The sequence below is a fragment of the Xanthomonas albilineans genome, from assembly GCF_002939705.1.
GTDB lineage: Bacteria > Pseudomonadota > Gammaproteobacteria > Xanthomonadales > Xanthomonadaceae > Xanthomonas_A > Xanthomonas_A albilineans.
On the sequence record NZ_MDCB01000006.1, the window covers coordinates 105624 to 121059 of the forward strand.

General features: G+C 63.6%; 15 protein-coding genes and 2 pseudogenes. 5 read left to right on the forward strand and 12 right to left on the reverse strand.

Annotated features, from left to right (window positions below; genetic code table 11):
• Positions 1-28: 28 nt before the first annotated feature.
• Positions 29-763 (forward strand): pteridine reductase, encoded by a 735-nt coding sequence (locus tag XalbCFBP2523_RS07590; protein WP_012915361.1) that lies wholly within the window; start codon positions 29-31, stop codon positions 761-763.
• A 226-nt stretch (positions 764-989) separates the two neighbouring features.
• On the opposite strand, the gene folK is transcribed toward XalbCFBP2523_RS07590, so the two are convergent.
• From folK to XalbCFBP2523_RS07620, 6 genes are all read right to left on the reverse strand, one after another.
• Positions 990-1493, reverse strand: coding sequence for a 2-amino-4-hydroxy-6-hydroxymethyldihydropteridine diphosphokinase (gene folK, locus XalbCFBP2523_RS07595; protein WP_045758757.1), 504 nt, complete (start codon positions 1491-1493; stop codon positions 990-992).
• Positions 1494-2014: 521 nt separating this feature from the next.
• Positions 2015-3529 (reverse strand): ATP-binding response regulator, encoded by a 1515-nt coding sequence (locus tag XalbCFBP2523_RS07600; protein ID WP_012915359.1) that lies wholly within the window; start codon positions 3527-3529, stop codon positions 2015-2017.
• Positions 3530-3535: 6 nt separating this feature from the next.
• Positions 3536-3976 (reverse strand): response regulator, encoded by a 441-nt coding sequence (locus XalbCFBP2523_RS07605; protein ID WP_012915358.1) that lies wholly within the window; start codon positions 3974-3976, stop codon positions 3536-3538.
• Complete coding sequence (locus XalbCFBP2523_RS07610) at positions 3973-5787, reverse strand: sensor histidine kinase (RefSeq protein ID WP_045765405.1); 1815 nt, start codon at positions 5785-5787, stop codon at positions 3973-3975. The genes XalbCFBP2523_RS07605 and XalbCFBP2523_RS07610 overlap by 4 nt, the downstream gene beginning before the upstream one ends.
• Positions 5788-6003: 216 nt before the next feature.
• Positions 6004-6330: a hypothetical protein gene (locus XalbCFBP2523_RS16330; RefSeq protein WP_012915356.1), complete on the reverse strand. Its 327-nt coding sequence runs from the start codon at positions 6328-6330 to the stop codon at positions 6004-6006.
• A gap of 188 nt (positions 6331-6518) precedes the next feature.
• Entirely contained in the window at positions 6519-6878 is a 360-nt protein-coding gene (locus tag XalbCFBP2523_RS07620; protein ID WP_045765404.1) for a hypothetical protein, read from the reverse strand.
• A 142-nt stretch (positions 6879-7020) separates the two neighbouring features.
• On the opposite strand from XalbCFBP2523_RS07620, the pseudogene XalbCFBP2523_RS07625 reads away from it, so the two are divergent.
• Positions 7021-7310, forward strand: a pseudogene (locus XalbCFBP2523_RS07625) (Gfo/Idh/MocA family oxidoreductase); the annotation flags it as partial.
• Here XalbCFBP2523_RS07625 and gnd read toward each other — a convergent pair.
• Both gnd and XalbCFBP2523_RS07635 read right to left on the reverse strand, forming a co-directional pair.
• A complete protein-coding gene (gene gnd / locus XalbCFBP2523_RS07630; protein ID WP_045765403.1) occupies positions 7309-8217 on the reverse strand; it encodes a phosphogluconate dehydrogenase (NAD(+)-dependent, decarboxylating) in 909 nt (302 codons plus the stop codon). The pseudogene XalbCFBP2523_RS07625 and the gene gnd overlap by 2 nt on opposite strands.
• A gap of 125 nt (positions 8218-8342) precedes the next feature.
• Positions 8343-9641 carry a hypothetical protein gene (locus XalbCFBP2523_RS07635; RefSeq protein ID WP_052687981.1) on the reverse strand — a complete coding sequence of 433 codons (1299 nt, stop codon included), beginning with the start codon at positions 9639-9641 and terminating at the stop codon, positions 8343-8345.
• Between the two features lie 185 nt (positions 9642-9826).
• On the opposite strand from XalbCFBP2523_RS07635, the gene XalbCFBP2523_RS07640 reads away from it, so the two are divergent.
• Positions 9827-10714 (forward strand): TIGR01777 family oxidoreductase, encoded by an 888-nt coding sequence (locus XalbCFBP2523_RS07640; RefSeq protein WP_045758755.1) that lies wholly within the window; start codon positions 9827-9829, stop codon positions 10712-10714.
• A gap of 117 nt (positions 10715-10831) precedes the next feature.
• On the opposite strand, the gene XalbCFBP2523_RS07645 is transcribed toward XalbCFBP2523_RS07640, so the two are convergent.
• The 4 genes and pseudogenes from XalbCFBP2523_RS07645 to XalbCFBP2523_RS07660 form a co-directional block, all read right to left on the reverse strand.
• Positions 10832-11200, reverse strand: a complete 369-nt coding sequence (locus XalbCFBP2523_RS07645) for a glycine zipper 2TM domain-containing protein (protein ID WP_012915351.1) — start codon at positions 11198-11200, stop codon at positions 10832-10834.
• A gap of 148 nt (positions 11201-11348) precedes the next feature.
• A complete protein-coding gene (locus XalbCFBP2523_RS07650; RefSeq protein ID WP_045765402.1) occupies positions 11349-12062 on the reverse strand; it encodes a DUF2242 domain-containing protein in 714 nt (237 codons plus the stop codon).
• A 256-nt stretch (positions 12063-12318) separates the two neighbouring features.
• Positions 12319-13743 carry a nicotinate phosphoribosyltransferase gene (locus XalbCFBP2523_RS07655; protein WP_045765401.1) on the reverse strand — a complete coding sequence of 475 codons (1425 nt, stop codon included), beginning with the start codon at positions 13741-13743 and terminating at the stop codon, positions 12319-12321.
• Between the two features lie 61 nt (positions 13744-13804).
• Positions 13805-14242, reverse strand: a pseudogene (locus XalbCFBP2523_RS07660) (NUDIX domain-containing protein); the annotation flags it as partial.
• Between the two features lie 130 nt (positions 14243-14372).
• Between XalbCFBP2523_RS07660 and XalbCFBP2523_RS17105 the strand changes: the two are divergent.
• Positions 14373-14558: a hypothetical protein gene (locus XalbCFBP2523_RS17105; protein ID WP_230599289.1), complete on the forward strand. Its 186-nt coding sequence runs from the start codon at positions 14373-14375 to the stop codon at positions 14556-14558.
• The gene (locus tag XalbCFBP2523_RS07665; protein WP_249027717.1) at positions 14503-15333 is read left to right on the forward strand and encodes an endonuclease/exonuclease/phosphatase family protein; all 831 of its coding nucleotides are present in this window, start codon (positions 14503-14505) and stop codon (positions 15331-15333) included. Before XalbCFBP2523_RS17105 ends, XalbCFBP2523_RS07665 begins: the two co-directional genes overlap by 56 nt.
• The last annotated feature ends 103 nt before the right edge of the window (positions 15334-15436 follow it).

The window sequence follows — 15436 nt, forward strand, 5'->3', positions numbered from 1 at the left end:
ACAGCATAGCCGAGTACGGAATCCGCACATGCCTCATATCAAAGTCGCCCTGATCACCGGCAGCGCACGACGCATCGGCGCTGGCATCGCCCGGCACCTGCACGCGGCCGGCTATCGCGTGGCGCTGCATGCGCACACCTCGCAAACCGAACTACGGGCACTGGCGCTGGAACTGGAGAACGCACGCGCCGACAGTACCCTGACCCTGCAAGCCGACCTGCGCGATACCGCGCAATTACCTGGATTGGTGACGCAGTGCGTACAGCGCTTCGGCCGACTCGATGCGCTGGTCAACAACGCCTCCAACTTCTACCCCACTCCCTTGCACGAAGCCACACCGGCGCAATGGGACGACCTGTTCGCAGTCAACGCGCGTGCGCCGCTGTTCCTCGCCCAGGCCGCTACCGAGCAGCTACGCCAACACGGTGGCGCCATCGTCAACCTCACCGACCTGCATGCCGAACAGCCGTTGCGCGCGCATCCGTTGTACGGCGCCGCCAAAGCTGCCCTGGCGATGCTGACCCGCTCGCTGGCGTTGGAACTGGCGCCGCAGGTGCGGGTCAACGCCATCGCACCCGGCGCGATCCTGTGGCCGGACGCAGGCAAGGATCCCGCCGCGCAACAGGCGCTGCTGGCGCGCACCCCGCTGGCACGCACCGGCGACATCGCCGACATCGCCGAAGCGGTACGCTGGCTGCTCGACGACGCCCACTTCGTCACCGGTCAGACCTTACGGGTGGATGGAGGTCGAGGCCTATCCTGAGACCGGGACGATGCGTTCGAAACAGCCGGTGATGGCGGGGCATCGCCACCACGACACCGCGTATCTGGCACCGACATGGATCAAACCCTGCAACCGCGTCAGTCCCGCACACGCAGCAACGCGTGTGCGCCCTTGCCTGGTTCGATTTGCCCACAGCCGCTTCTCGGCAAGGGCATCGGGCGCTCCTGCTTCTACGCCATGCTCGACTTTACCCAGTCGCGCGCTCCTACCCTGGAGTCCCGGCCCCCTCCAGCGCCACCACCTCGAACACCGCTCCATGCTCGGCATGCGCCCGCCAAAGTGCCCCCAACGTCAGGCCACTGATCGGGTCGACGAAATCGGCGGCGATGTCAGCCAGCGGCTTCAGCACGAAGGCATGGCGCAGCTCGGGGCGCGGGATCCGCAAATTGCCTGGACCTTCGGCAATGCAGTCGCCATAGAACACGATATCGATGTCCAAGGTGCGGTCGCCAAAGCGCGGACCATTGCGATCGCGTCCGTGCGCGTCTTCCAGCGCATGCAACCAGGCGTCCAGCGGCATCAGGTCCCAATCCGTCTGCAACGCCACCGCGTTATTCAGGAATGCCGCTCCGTCGAAGCCCACCGCAGCGGTCCGGTACGTAGGCGACACCACGATCGGACCGAAGCGCTCATGCAATGCTTCGAGCGCGACGGCCAGGTGATGCTGCGGGCGCAGGTTGCTGCCTAGACTCAGTAGCACGGTGGTCATGCGATATTCGCGCATGCTGCGGCCATCAGCGTCAACAGCTAGCCAAGTCACTACAGCACCGCATAGAATCCGAGCGTGCCGGGCTTCGTCAGCCTCATACCCTCTGCGTCTGTCGGCGCGGAAAGCACGGTCCGCACGTTTTCGCCTCTCCCCTCTGGGGGCCAGCAATCGCGAGCGCGACCGAACTACTATGCCACCCTCCCCCGCGCGACACCCGGCCCAGCGCCCCCGGGAAACCAATCGCCTTGGAGTAGCTAACAAAACGACTGCGTCGCTGTCGGACGGCGTGGACAGTGCTCGGAATCCTCTTGTAGCACATGCACACTGCGGCTCCTTCGCACTACCCGCTCCGCCCGACAGCGACTGGCAACGTTGTGTTCGCCACCCTTAGCAGCGAAAAGCACAGACGCCGAATCCGCAAGAGCAACAGCGAATGGTTCAACTGCTCAAACGGAAGCGTGATCGCACCTCGGTGCGTTCTCTTTCAGATCGCTTGACTCGCTTCCCCGGGAACCGGCTTCTCAGCCACTTTCCAACGCATGTGCCACAGCGCGGAACACGCGTTGCATTTCCAACGGTTTGCGCAGCACGTGCACGGCGATATCGCTGGGAAAGTGATCGCGCTCCAGCACCGTGCCAGCTTCCTCTAGCACGATCGCCGGGCCCTGGTAACGCATTTCCTGGAGCGCCATCAGCAGGCTCACCGCCGACAGCAGGATGATGTCGCTGTCCACGATCACCAAGTCCGGCAGACCGTGTTCCTGCACGTCGCGCAGCGCCGCCGCGCCATCGGGTGCCAATTGCGGGCGGTAACCCTGACTGGACAGCGCGTTACCGAGCAGCGACAACCGCGTCGCCTCGCCATCCACCAGCATCACGCTTTGGCCCTTGCCCATCGGCAAGGACAACTCCGGCTCGACCGAAGGCATCGGGCTGCGCAATGGCAGCATCAATTCGAAACAGGTGCCTTCGCCCGGCGTACTGTCCACGCCGATGCTGCCGCCGTAGCCTTCGACGATACGCTTGCACGAGATCAGGCCGAGACCGGTGCCATCCGGTTTTGTTGTAAAGAAGGGACTGAACAGACGCGCCTGCGTCTCCGCATCCATGCCCATACCGCTGTCGCGGACCAGGATACGGACCTGATCGCGACCGTTTGTGCCGATCGCCTGGATGGCCGAGAAGGTCAGCCTCCCTCCGTTGGGCATCGCCTGAATCGCGTTCAATCCCAGGTTGAGCAGACACTGCTGCAATTCGGTGTAGTTGGCCTCAATCGACAGGGACGCATCGGCCACCTCCACCTGCAAGGCCACCCCCTCTGGCAGGCTGCTCTTGAGCAGCATCTGCACGGCCTGGAACAGTTCGGCGATGCAGACACGCTGACTGGGCGTGCGCGAACCGCGCACGAACGACAGCATCGACTCGGCCATCTCGTGACCACGTCGACCACACTCGGCAATGACATCGGCCAGATGTCGCAGTTGCGGATCGTCGCTGCGTCCGACCATCAGTTCCGGCACGATCAGCAAGGGCTGCAGAATATTGCGCAGATCGTGGCTGAGGCCGGCAGCGAGCAGGGCCAGACTCTCCAGCCTCTGCGCGCGCATCAACTCTCGCTCCACCCGCTGCCGCTCGCGTTCGGAGCGTGCTTCACGGATCGCACGTGTCACCGCCGACGGCAACCGGGTGGGATTGTGCTTGATGATGTAGTCGTTGGCGCCATCGCGCAGCGCCTCGACCGCAGTCTCTTCGCCAATCGTGCCGGAGACGAAAATAAAGGGCACCACGCTGTCATGTTCGCGCAACACCCGCAGCGCCCGATGTCCGGAAAATCCCGGCATGCTCAGGTCGGATAATACGATGTCGGGAGCAAACTCGCGCAGCGCCTCACGTAGCGCTGGTTCGCTTTGCACGCGATGGAACGTCGCCTCCAGACCGGCGTCCAGCAATTGGTCGGACAGCAACTCGGCATCCTCTGGCGAGTCCTCCACCATCAGGATCCGGATTGGGCCGAACTTGGGGCCGGTCATAGGCATGGGTGCTTACTCTTCGTCCGGAGCCTGATTGATCAGTGCCCAGAACGTTCCCAGCGTCTTTACCGCAGTGAAGAACTGGTCCACGTCCACCGGTTTGACCACATAGGCATTGACACCCAGATCCCAGCTACGGGCCAGGTCGCTTTCCTCGCGCGAGGACGACAAAATCACCACTGGCAGACGCTTGAGCGACTCATCGCTGCGCACCATCCTGAGCACTTCCAGGCCATCCAGGCGCGGCATCTTGATGTCCAGCAGCAACACCGCGGGCATCCCTTCCTCGCGCTTGGCGTAGGCACCGCGACGCAGCAGGTAATCCATCGCTTCCACACCGTCCTCGACGTGCACGATCGGATTGGCCAGGCGAGCATCGCGTAACGCATCCATCGCCATTTCAGCATCGGCGGGACTATCTTCGGCCAGCAGGATGGTGCGAATGGCAGTCATGCGATCAACTCGGTGGTGGGCGCTTCGAGCGCCGGTGGCAAAACGAAGTGGAAGGTGGCGCCCTCGTCCGGCGCGGCCTCGGCCCAGACATGTCCGCCATGGCGGGCGAGCACGCGGCGTACACTGGCCAGACCAATGCCGGTACCCGAGTACTCGCTCGCCTTGTGCAGACGCTGAAATACGCCGAATAATTTGGCCGCATAGGTCATGTCGAAACCGGCACCGTTATCGCGCACAGTGAAGTGATGGCTACCGTCCGGCTCTATTTGATAGTCAACCTCAATCTGCGCGATCTCGCGTTTGGCGCTGTACTTGACCGCGTTATCGAGCAGATTCAACCACAACTGGCGCATCATGTTCTCGTCGACGACCAGAACCGGCAGCGGCGCGACGCGCCATTCGATGCGATGGCCGCTACCGGCATGGTCGGACTGGTAATTGGCGTCGAGTACCGAGCGCGTCTCCGCCACCAGCGACTGCATGTCCACCGACTGCAAGCGCATGGCGCTACGGCCCAGACGCGAATACACCAGTAAATCGTCGATTAACGAAGCCATGCGCCGCGCCGAAGTGCCGATCACCTCTAGGTAATGCCGGCTCTTTTCGTCGGCGACCGTGTCAAGGTGCCGCACCAGCTTGTCGGCGAACCCAGCGACATGGCGCAGTGGCGCACGCAGGTCGTGCGAAACCGAGTAACTGAAGGCTTCCAGTTCGCGGTTGACCTCCGACACCTGCTCCACTTTGCCCTCCAACTGCCGATTCAAATCCTGAATCCGCTGTTGCGCGGACTTCTGCAGGGTGATGTCGCTGACCGTCATCAGCACCACCTCATCCTCGCTATCCGGCAACGGCATGCGCCGCGCGTTCAACAGCATGATCCGGGCCACACCGTCCGCACCGACTTGTTCGTGCTCGAAATCCCAAAGTTCGCGCCCGCGCAACAAAACATCGGCCAGACGCTGACCGATGACAGGATCCCGCCAGACGCCATCGCCCACCTCGACCAACATCTTCGGCGCACCGTCGTCCGGTTCCAGGCCGTACAGTTCGGCGAACGCGGTGTTGTGCATCAACATCCGCTGCGAGCCGTCGAGCAACACGATCGGCTCGCGCACGGTCTGCAGCACCGCTGCAGCACGCCCATTGGCGCGCAGCATGTCGCGCTCGGCATGCAGGCGCCGGCCGATCTGCCGCTGCAAAAGCCAGATCACCAGACCCAGCAACAACAACTGCACCGCGAGGGACACCCAGCTCACTCGCGAAGCCAGCGCACGCCGTCGCTCGGCATCGGCGACACGGCGCATCAGCAGTTCGTCTTCGCGCTGCCGAAACTCATTGGTCAAACCGCCGACCGGATTGTCTGCCGTCATCTCTTGGATCAGCGCACCAATCTGCTTCGGATCGCGGTTCTGGGCGATACGTTCGGCCAGCAGACTGCGCCGCTCCAGCATGCTTTGCAGTCGCCCGATACGCATCTGCTGCTCCGGGTTGTCACGGGTCAATTGGGCCAGACGTGCGACGTTGGACACCAGTAATGCGCGTGTCTGCCTAAGGCGTGCCTTGAGCGACGGCGAGTCGGTATCGTGCGACATCGCCATCGCCGAGGACTCCATCTCGCGCACATCTGCCTGCAACTCGCCCAAGGCCGCAGTGACTTCCTGGCTATGGCTAAGCCAGTCGGCAGCGCGCAGGGTTGCAGCGTTCATCTGCCGCAGCAGCAACGACGGCAGAATCACGATCAAAACGACAGCCAGCGCCAGCACCGGCAGGCGCCAGCGATCCCAGACGTCGTGTTTGGCGATGATCTGCATACCTAAAAACTATGAAAAGAGAACGGTGACGGCATCGCAGGCGCGCATTGTCGCCCATCTCCCCCGGCCAATGATGAACCATTCAGGCATACCGCAACACCCCGGCCGCAGTACTTTGAAGCACTTTATCCCAAGCACTGGACACAAAGAAACGGGCGGCTTGCACGCCGCCCGAGTAACGCATCCAACATTGCACATTCAGTGGACTGGATCGCCCTATAGAACGGCGGCGGCATCGACCACGTTCAGGGCCTGAGACGACCTCCCGGCACGCACCAGCAAGAAATCGGCATGGGCACGCAAACGCCGACATTCGGAGTGGCTCAAGTCTGCGTCCAACTCCAGCATCAACGCGGAAAAGGACGGCCAGAAGATGGCGTCTTCATGGGCACTGGCCAACAGTATGCACAGTTGCGCTTCGAGCTTGCGTACCGCCACAAGCAGAGCAGACGGTCGCGCTCCCTGACCTGAAAGTGCGGCATCTAACGCCGCCGCCGCCGCCGCCGCATGGCTTGCTCCAGGATGAGTATTCGTGTCCAACATTTTGACTATCAGTTGATCAACATAACTCCATGATGTCCGAGCGGGTGTCAATGCGGCGCGAAATGGGACAGGCATCGCAACGCGATCCTTGCAAAAAGCAGAGAGAACATATATAGAACGATGCGTTACATAAATCGCCATCATCCACGGGGCGCACCGCTCCGCATGCGGCGGCAGAGCTTACTGGATCAGGTCATGACGGCACCGATCTTGAGGCCCGAGGCGACCACTGTCCTGCCTACGCCGCTCATCTTGGCCTCCGACACCGCCTGATCGTGTTGCATTTTGGTCTTGACCAAGCCAGAGCACTTGACAGCAGCGTTGACGCTATCGACCTTGACGCTGGTCGCGGACGCCTCCTTGGTTGCGCGCCAATCCGCCTTCGCCTCGGTATCGCGCTCGGCCGCACCGACATGCCGCACGCTGTCGCACTCGCCCATGCTGCCATGGTTCTTGCCAGCACTGATCGGGGGATCGGCGGCGAACACATAGGCAACGCATGCGACCGGCGCAGCATTGCGCAGCGTGCGTGCAGTGAACGTTGTCATGGGACATGGCATCCGTTGACGGGATGCGTAGTGTCCATCCCCCCTCGTCCATACAGCGTGACCAGCGCATCCAGATCACGTGAGTGCGCATGCGAAATGGCGTCGGCGATACTGTCGGTTCGAGTGCCGCGACGCCGACCCCATGCCCAAAACCTTCAATCTCGCCCTGCTCGGCTATGGCGATGCAGGTCGCGTCTTGCACACACCATTGATCGCACACACGCCTGGGCTTTGTCTGCATACGGTCGTTTCCCGCCGCGCCGACCCGCAAGATCGATGCGGTGGTGATCGACCACACCGAACCAGACGCATGCACCGCTGGCACTGGCAGCATTGACGCAAGGCAAGCACGTTCTGGTGGACACGCCATTCACCTTGAATGCACACGAGGCGCAGCAGGTGATCGGGCAGGCACAGCGCGCCGACCGCGTCAGCCCTCCTGCTTCATCGCATGGCCACCGAACTGGTTGCGCATGGCGGCCAACAGCTTGTCGGCAAACGAATCGTCCTCGCGCGAACGCAACCGCTCCAACAACGACAGGGTGATGACCGGAGCCGGCACATCCAGGTCGATCGCCTCTGCCACGGTCCAGCGACCTTCGCCGGAGTCCTGCACGAATGGCGCGATTCCATCCAGCTTCGGATTGTGGCCCAGCGCATCCGCGCACAGATCCAGCAGCCAAGAACGTACCACGCTGCCCTGACGCCAAACCTCTGCGATCTGGTGCAGATCTAGCTCGAACGCCTGCTTGCGCGCCATCAACGCGAAACCTTCGGCATACGCCTGCATCATCCCGTACTCGATGCCGTTGTGGACCATCTTGGTGAAGTGGCCAGCACCACTGGGCCCGACCCGTCCCCAACCGGCATCGGCCGCCGGCGCCAAGGTGGCGAACACCGGATGCAGGCGCTGCACCGCCTCGGCGTCGCCACCGATCATCAAGCTATACCCCTCGCGCAGCCCCCACACGCCGCCACTGGTGCCGCAATCGACATAGGCAATGCCATGCGCAGCAACCGCTTCGGCGCGACGCATCGAATCCTTGTAATAAGAATTTCCACCATCGACGATCACGTCGCCCTTTTGTAGGAGCGGCAGCAGTACGGCCAAGGTTTCGTCGACGACCCGCCCGGCCGGCACCATCAGCCATATCGCGCGTGGCGCAGGCAAGGCCGCGATCAGCGCTGCCATGGTATCCACCGTCTCCACTGCGCGCTGCTGTGCTGCGCTGCGCGCCGCTTCGCCCAGATCGAAACCGACCACGCGGTGACCACCGCGCACCAGGCGCTCGGCCATGTTCGCGCCCATCCGACCCAAACCTACAAGTCCAAGTTCCATGCGTCGCTCACAGTTGGAGAAAAGGGATGAGTAGGATCGCACGAAGTAGCAGTGCTTAGAGGAGCGTCGCAAAAGCAGGTGATATGCGCTGAGACGTACCGGCGAAGCCGCGGCGAAGAAGGCACCTATTCGGCGACGCGCGCAGATGACGCCTGCGCGCAATCCTGCAACTGCTGCTCGCGCCAACGGCGATACAGCGTGGTGTGCAGGTTGTGCAGAGTCAACTCGATCGCAAACGGAGTGCGTGGATTGCGGTCCAGCAACCGCGCCACGTGGTAGCCGATCGGCTTGACACCCCTGGGATGCACATAGACGTCGAAACCACGGTAGAAGGGATCGTCCAGTAGCGCGTCGAGCTGCGCCAGCACCTGGCGTTGCGGAGGTGACAGTGCTCTGCGTAACCGCGCATCGCGCGTCCACAACAACCGTTCAAAACGCGCGCGGCCAGCCCCACGCAACGCCTGCGCCAACTCCCAGATACGCCGGTTGCTGCGGTCGTAATAGGCGAAGCCGCCATGCTGACGCAACGCCTGCGCCGCATCGGCACTGACCGCGACGACGACGAAGTTTTCCGCCTGATTGTTGATGTCGTCCAGGTAACGGGGCTCGAACACATGCACCAGGTAGCCCGGCGCCCCAAGGAAAGCCGCACGACCACGCTGCGCGGTTTTTTCCGCTTTGCCATCGGCGAAAAAGGAACCGGCGTGCGCACCGAGCAGGATGCTGTCGGTGCGATGCAAGGTGAGGAACGTGCCGATAGAAAGTTCGTCGGCACTGAACGCGCGATCGAATCCAGCATCGCCATACAGCTCGCGCTGCGCCGCCAATTGCGCGATCTGCCGGCCGACGCCGCATTCCGAACGCACCTGGCCGCTGTAGAACGCGTCGACCGCGCGCGCATTGCCCTGCAACGGGCGATAGCCGCGACCGAAACTACGGAAACCCTGCCACCCCTGCGCACGCGCGCCACGCAGGCCAAAGCCGATCCATCCCAGTTGCAGGGCCGAGAACCGATAACCGGGATTACCCTGCAAGCGCGCGACGGCACGCTCGGTCGCCGCACCGAGCCGCAGAAAATAACCGCACTGCGTCGCCGACGTTTCCAGCAAATTGCGCAGTGCCTGCCGCCGCTGCGCCTCGCCCCATGTGGCCGGCAACGCCACCTGCAGATCGCCATGCGCCTGTGCCTCGGCGAGCGATCCGCGCTCACACGGCATGCCGGGCGAAACCTGTGGCTGTGCGGCAACGGTACTGGCGACGCGCCAGCCGAATTGATCGAGTATGCTGATCAGACACGCGGCACTGGCGCTGTCCGCCGGATCGGGCAACGCCGCTGACGCGCCGCTCGCCAGCAGCGACACAAACAGCAGGCTGGCACGGCCACGGCGCAACCAGGGGCGTACAGGTGCAAGGGATCGCATCATGGCGCAGACATGGCAGGCAGCGAACGTCCGGACACCGCCAAGACGCGGCACGCGTGCAAGCCTGCCGCCCAGACCGTGCATGCTGCGCGAAGCCACTGCGATCGGCACACGTTCGCTGGATTCACTGCTGCGCAATGCATCGCCCGCCTACACTGCTTGTCCCTTTGACCGAACTGAGCACTCCCATGCACATACTCGTTACCGGAGGCACCGGATTCATTGGCCGTGCGCTCTGCCCTGTGCTGGTGCAGGCGGGACACCGGGTCAGCGTACTGAGCCGCGACCTCCTGCGTGCTGCGCGCGTGTTGCCAGAGGTTCACGCACTGGACGATCTACATCGCGTCGCGTCGGCGGACGCAGTGATCAACCTGGCTGGCGAACCGCTGAGTGATGGCCGCTGGAACGCCATACGCAAACGCCGCTTCCGCACCTCGCGCATCGGTACCACGCGCGCGCTGGTCGACTGGATGGAGCGGCTCGACCCGACGCAACGCCCGAGCTGCCTGATCTCCGGCTCGGCAATCGGCTACTACGGGGATCGCCGCGACGATGTGCTCGACGAACACGCAGGACCGGGCGAAGATTTTTCCGCACAGCTATGCCGCGATTGGGAAGCCGAAGCACTACGTGCGCAGACGCTAGGCGTACGGACCAGCCTGGTGCGCACCGGTGTGGTCCTCGGTCACGATGGCGGCGCACTGGCAAGAATGTTGCCGCCGTTCAAGCTCGGGCTGGGCGGACGCATGGGCGAGGGACGGCAATGGATGAGCTGGATCCATCGCGACGACCATGTCGCACTGCTGCTATGGCTGTTGCAACACGGTGGCGAAGGTGCCTACAACGGCAGCGCGCCGGCACCCGCCACCAATGCCGATTTCGCCCGCCAGCTCGCTGCGGCGCTGCACCGACCGGCGCTGTTGCCAATGCCTGCCAGCGCCCTGCGCTTGGCCTTCGGCGAGATGGCCGAGCTACTGCTGAGCAGCCAACGCGTACTGCCGACACGCGCGCAGCAGGAAGGCTATGTGTTCCGTTATCCGCAATTGGATGCCGCCTTGCGCGCCCTGCTCGCCTGAGTGCCACGAGCCCCCCCCCTCCCCGCTACCAAGCAACGCATCGCGACAGGCAGCAAACAAAACGCCCCGGCCGAAGCAGTGTCCGCCGGGGCGCAGGGCGCATCCTGAGCGCGGGGGTCAGTAGCGCTTGCAGACGGTCTCGACTTCGCGATTGCCGTTGGCTTCCTGGCGCTTGCCCTGGATGTAACGACCGGCTGCACCGCCGGCCACCGCACCGCCGACCGTCGCCAGCGTGTTGCCCTTACCCTTGCCGATTTCGTGGCCGAGCAAACCGCCGATCGCGGCACCGGCCAGGGTGCCACCAATGCGGTCGGGATCGGTGCTGTTCTCGCGCACGGCGACCTTGTTGCAATGTACTCTGGTGCCATCGTTAAAACGGCGCCCATCATCCTCGGGGCCGTAGTGGCGATACGCCTGCGCCAACGGCATCACAGCCGTGGCAAGGCCAAGAACGGTGAGACAGAGGGCGGATTTGACACTGTTCATGCTGATTGCTCCTGGGTGGTCGAGCCGATGCACACAAGGCCGCACATCGCGCTCTCGATGGCGGCCAGCTTCGCATCGGATTTGCGAATGCTTGGTGAAGCCCACTCAGCTTGCCTCGCAGCGAATGAATACGTTGTCGAACGTGCCGTCAATTGCCACCGGGCTTGCCGGATTCGCTGGCCGGATGCGGCGCGGCCACAGGTGCCGGCGCCTGAGCCGGCGCAGCGACGGCGGGAGCCGCCGAAGGAGGCGCCGCAGATGGCATCGGCGCAGGCACGGCGGCAGGCGCGGGAACCGCTGCTGGCGGATGCGCGGGTGGTGCCGAGGCAGCAGGCTTGCCCTTCGGCAGGTACTCGTTTATCAGCTGGAAGAAGTGTTTGTAGAAATCGCTGTCCTGCACCGTATTACTGGCGACACGCACCATCGAATCGTCGCTGCTCCCGATCGGCAACGACACCGAGCCGAGCAAGCCGACACCGACACTGGCCGAGGTCGGACTCTTTTTCAGTGCATAACGGTCCTGCAGCGCACTGACGAACACCCAGGATTCGTCCTGCCCGTGCGGCACACACGACACGCGCAATTCCAGTTGCTCGTGCAGGTCCTGGCTGGGCTGGAAATTCTTGGTGCCTTCGACCGCATCGGCGCTGGCCTTGGCGACCACGTAGCCCTGGCTCAACAGCGCGCGACGCGCCGATTCGCATGCCTGTGCCGGCTGCACCGGGTAGTTGCGCGAATAAGTATTGTCGGAATTGAAGTTCTCTTTCACCAGCCCGTCCTGCTTGGAGCCGAAACAGCCACTCAGGCCGATCGCGGCCAGCACGAGCACAGGAAAGACGAGGACGTTGGAGGAAGCGGACATGGCCATTGACCGAGAGTGGAACACCACGGCACAGGATAGCGACAAGCATGCCGGTGCGGCCGTGATGCCGCCGTCGCCGCTCATCCCACGGTTAGCGAGCCCGGCAGCAAGCGCCACAGGCGACCACCACCGTATTGCGGCGGCAACCGCGGCGGGCGGGTCCGCCCCCCTTCCCCTGCCAGAGGGGCGAGAGACAAGGTCCACACGCCATGCGCCATGACCGTCACTGCGCTGGCGACACGGCGCCCGAGCCTACTTAAAGACGCGCCGCGTTGGCGCGTTCGCGCACCTCGGCCAAGCTCCAGTCCTGCAGCAAGCGCCCGTTCTCCCACACGGTCACCATCGCGTCGTCGTCGCCTGCCGGGCCAGCGACAGCCTGCGCCGATGCCGCCGTGGCCGGAATCGATTCGGTGCGATAACTGCCGTATTCGCGCTGACGCAGCAACCGCACGCGGCCGCGCTTGCTGAGCTTGCCCTTATCGGTCACCGGGTCCTTGTAGACGTCGATCCAGGTGCCGTTCACACGCGCGGCCGAGCACTTGAGCGCGAACTTCTGGGTATCGCGATCCAGTCGTTGCAGCAATGCGCCGCCCATGCCGAAGGCGAGATTATCGGTGGCGTAGCCGGCACTGGTGATGCGTTCGAGAATCGCACGGATGCTGATCGGGTTGACGCCATCCCCCTGAATCACCCGCACATGATTGAGCACTTTATAACCCTTGTCGTTGAGGCGATGACCGAAGGCTTCGTCGAGCAACTCCAGGCATCGATGCACCACCGCGACCGGATCGCCGGAGTCGGGACGGATGACCACTGTCGCGCCGGAGGCGATCACCTGCTCGCGCAAGGCGCCGCCCCAATACGCGCCGATCGCGTGAAAAATATCGTAGCTGTCCGACACCACCGCGACCACCGCGCCCGGCTTGCCGAACTGGGCGAGCATATTGCGGTAGGCATCGACCTCGTGCGCGCGCCCCCAACTGGTGATGGTGCTGTGCTCGGCGGCGGGAATCGAATAGCCGGCCATCGGCTCGCGATAATGCGCGCGGGCCAGCAACAGCCCGGACACGGTATCGGTGCCGAGGAAATTGACCAGATGCGCGGCACCGCCGATCGCCGCCGACTCCAGGCTGGACACGCCGCGCGCGCCGAAATCGTGCAGCTTGAACGGCAATTGCCCGTCCGGGTCGTCGCTGGTGCGCTCCAGGAACTGACGGATGGTCTGCTTGGCGTGCCAACTCACCGTGGCCACGGTAACCGGATACCAGACACGCAGCAGCAGGGTTTCCAGATACGAAGGCACCCAGTAGGCGCTCGCATCGGTGGATTCGATGGTCATCAACGCGTTGTGCGTGGGTACCACACTGCCCTCGGGCACGGCACGAATCCGGATCGGCAAATGGCCGCCGAGACGGTCGACGATATCGCGCCAGCCGGCATCGTTGAACGGTTCGCCGTGCACGGCGAACAGATCGCGCGCCTCGTCGATGTCGGCATGGGTGATGGCGCGGCCCAGCGCCTCCTTGAGAATCGACTGCAAACCAAAAAACACGGTGCGATCGTAGACGCCGCCACGCGATTCCACGTAGAAGAACGTGGCATCGGTTCCTGGGGGATACTGCAGCCAGTGGCTGGCCTTGTAACTATCGGTGTTGAGCAGCAGGTTGTTCAGGCATTGCATGACGGAAGCTCCTTCGCGTCCAGGAAGGCCGGCAGTCTGTCCACCGACCAGTAAAACCGCGTCAACCGCGGCCCAGAAAGAATTCGAGCAGGTGCAGGTGGTCTTCGAACAGTTTCGGCCCCATGCCGAGCACTTCGCTGATCGGCACCCAACGCGCCTTGTCGGCATCGTCGCCACCACGCACCTCGGGCAGTTCGCCGAACACGAACTCGAAGTGGAAGGCATGGGTGATGGTGCGTCCGCGCAGGCTGCGCTCGGGATGGTCGAAGACGTGACGGTTCCTCAGCGATCCCTTCAAGACCGGGACGGGAATCTTGAGCCGGGTTTCCTCGCACAGTTCGCGCAAACAGGCATCGAGAATACTCTCGTGCTGCCCAACGAAACCGCCAGGCAAGGCCCACAACCCCTTGCCCGGCGCGGCGACGCACAGCAGCACATGCCCGGAATGCACCACCACTGCATCGGCGGTGACGAAGGTGGGTGGATACGGCGCCTGCTTCGTAGTGCCGCAGCTCTGTCCTTTGGCTGGTGCACATGCTACGCCAATGCACTGGAGGGTCAAACGTCACCTCGCCAGGTGAGCGGTCGACAGCAACGGACACCTGACCCAGGATGTTGCCGACTTTCGAATGATCGACGTACCGCGCCACGCGGTGACGACCGTCATCATCGCCATGCCACCCTTACGCGCGCCCTTACCTGCCGAGATCCTTCATGCCAATGCCCCGACGATTCGCGCATTCGTGCGCGCTGTTGTTGTTGCTGGGCGCGACCATCGCTCCGGCGCAAACGCATCAACCAACCCCGACGTCTAGGCCGATGCCGCTCAAGGTCATGAGCTTCAATGTCCGCGTGCCGATCGATACCGAGGGCGACAAGCGCTGGGAAGTGCGCCGCAGCGCGATGGCCGTCCTGATCCGCGCGCAGCATCCGGACCTGTTCGGCACCCAGGAGCTGGTCAAGCGCCAAGCCGACTATCTGGCCACGAAATTACCGGACTACCGCTGGTTCGGGCGCAGCCGCGACGGTAACGAAGACGGCGAACGCATGGGCGTTTTCTACGACCTCCATCGGTTGAAACTCCTCGCATCCGGCGACTTCTGGCTGTCCGACACGCCGGAAATCCCAGGCAGCATCAGTTGGGGGCATCCACTGCCGCGCATGGTGAACTGGGGACTGTTCGAGCGCATCGCCGATGGCCGCCGTTTTTATCTGTTCGATACCCACCTGCCCTACCGCGAGCAAGACGAGTCGGCACGCGCCAAGGGAGCGGCCCTGATCCTGTCGCGTCTGCGGGCCTTACCGGCGAACGTGCCGGTCGTACTGATCGGCGATTTCAACACGGTGCAGGATTCGCCGACCTACCGCACCCTGACCCGAACCCTGACCGACGCGCGGACGCAGGTGCCGCAGCCGCAGGGACCGGAAGCGACCTTCCACGATTTCACCGGCCATCCGGACCGGCGCATCGACTGGATTCTCACCCGCGGACTGCATGCGACCCGCTACGCCACACTGGATGCGCGACCGCAGGGACATTGGCCGTCGGACCATTTCCCGGTGATTGCCGAGTTCGCCTGGACGCCCTGATCCAGGTCGCTGGCGCGCCAGTTCTCATCGCAACCGCCCCCACCCCGCACCAGCGCAACCACAAAAAACGCGCCACCGCTAAGCGATGGCGCGTGTTGTGCTG

Bases quoted from the DNA above. Each gene is read 5' to 3' on its own strand.
- XalbCFBP2523_RS07605 (WP_012915358.1), bottom strand. From the start codon at position 3,976: ATGACTGCCATTCGCACCATCCTGCTGGCCGAAGATAGTCCCGCCGAT.
- gnd (WP_045765403.1), bottom strand. From the start codon at position 8,217: ATGGAACTTGGACTTGTAGGTTTGGGTCGGATGGGCGCGAACATGGCC.
- XalbCFBP2523_RS07610 (WP_045765405.1), bottom strand. From the start codon at position 5,787: ATGCAGATCATCGCCAAACACGACGTCTGGGATCGCTGGCGCCTGCCG.
- XalbCFBP2523_RS07655 (WP_045765401.1), bottom strand. From the start codon at position 13,743: ATGCAATGCCTGAACAACCTGCTGCTCAACACCGATAGTTACAAGGCC.
- XalbCFBP2523_RS07600 (WP_012915359.1), bottom strand. From the start codon at position 3,529: ATGCCTATGACCGGCCCCAAGTTCGGCCCAATCCGGATCCTGATGGTG.
- XalbCFBP2523_RS07640 (WP_045758755.1), top strand. From the start codon at position 9,827: ATGCACATACTCGTTACCGGAGGCACCGGATTCATTGGCCGTGCGCTC.
- XalbCFBP2523_RS17105 (WP_230599289.1), top strand. From the start codon at position 14,373: ATGATCGACGTACCGCGCCACGCGGTGACGACCGTCATCATCGCCATG.
- XalbCFBP2523_RS07590 (WP_012915361.1), top strand. From the start codon at position 29: ATGCCTCATATCAAAGTCGCCCTGATCACCGGCAGCGCACGACGCATC.
- folK (WP_045758757.1), bottom strand. From the start codon at position 1,493: ATGACCACCGTGCTACTGAGTCTAGGCAGCAACCTGCGCCCGCAGCAT.
- XalbCFBP2523_RS16330 (WP_012915356.1), bottom strand. From the start codon at position 6,330: ATGTTGGACACGAATACTCATCCTGGAGCAAGCCATGCGGCGGCGGCG.
- XalbCFBP2523_RS07620 (WP_045765404.1), bottom strand. From the start codon at position 6,878: ATGACAACGTTCACTGCACGCACGCTGCGCAATGCTGCGCCGGTCGCA.
- XalbCFBP2523_RS07645 (WP_012915351.1), bottom strand. From the start codon at position 11,200: ATGAACAGTGTCAAATCCGCCCTCTGTCTCACCGTTCTTGGCCTTGCC.
- XalbCFBP2523_RS07635 (WP_052687981.1), bottom strand. From the start codon at position 9,641: ATGATGCGATCCCTTGCACCTGTACGCCCCTGGTTGCGCCGTGGCCGT.
- XalbCFBP2523_RS07650 (WP_045765402.1), bottom strand. From the start codon at position 12,062: ATGTCCGCTTCCTCCAACGTCCTCGTCTTTCCTGTGCTCGTGCTGGCC.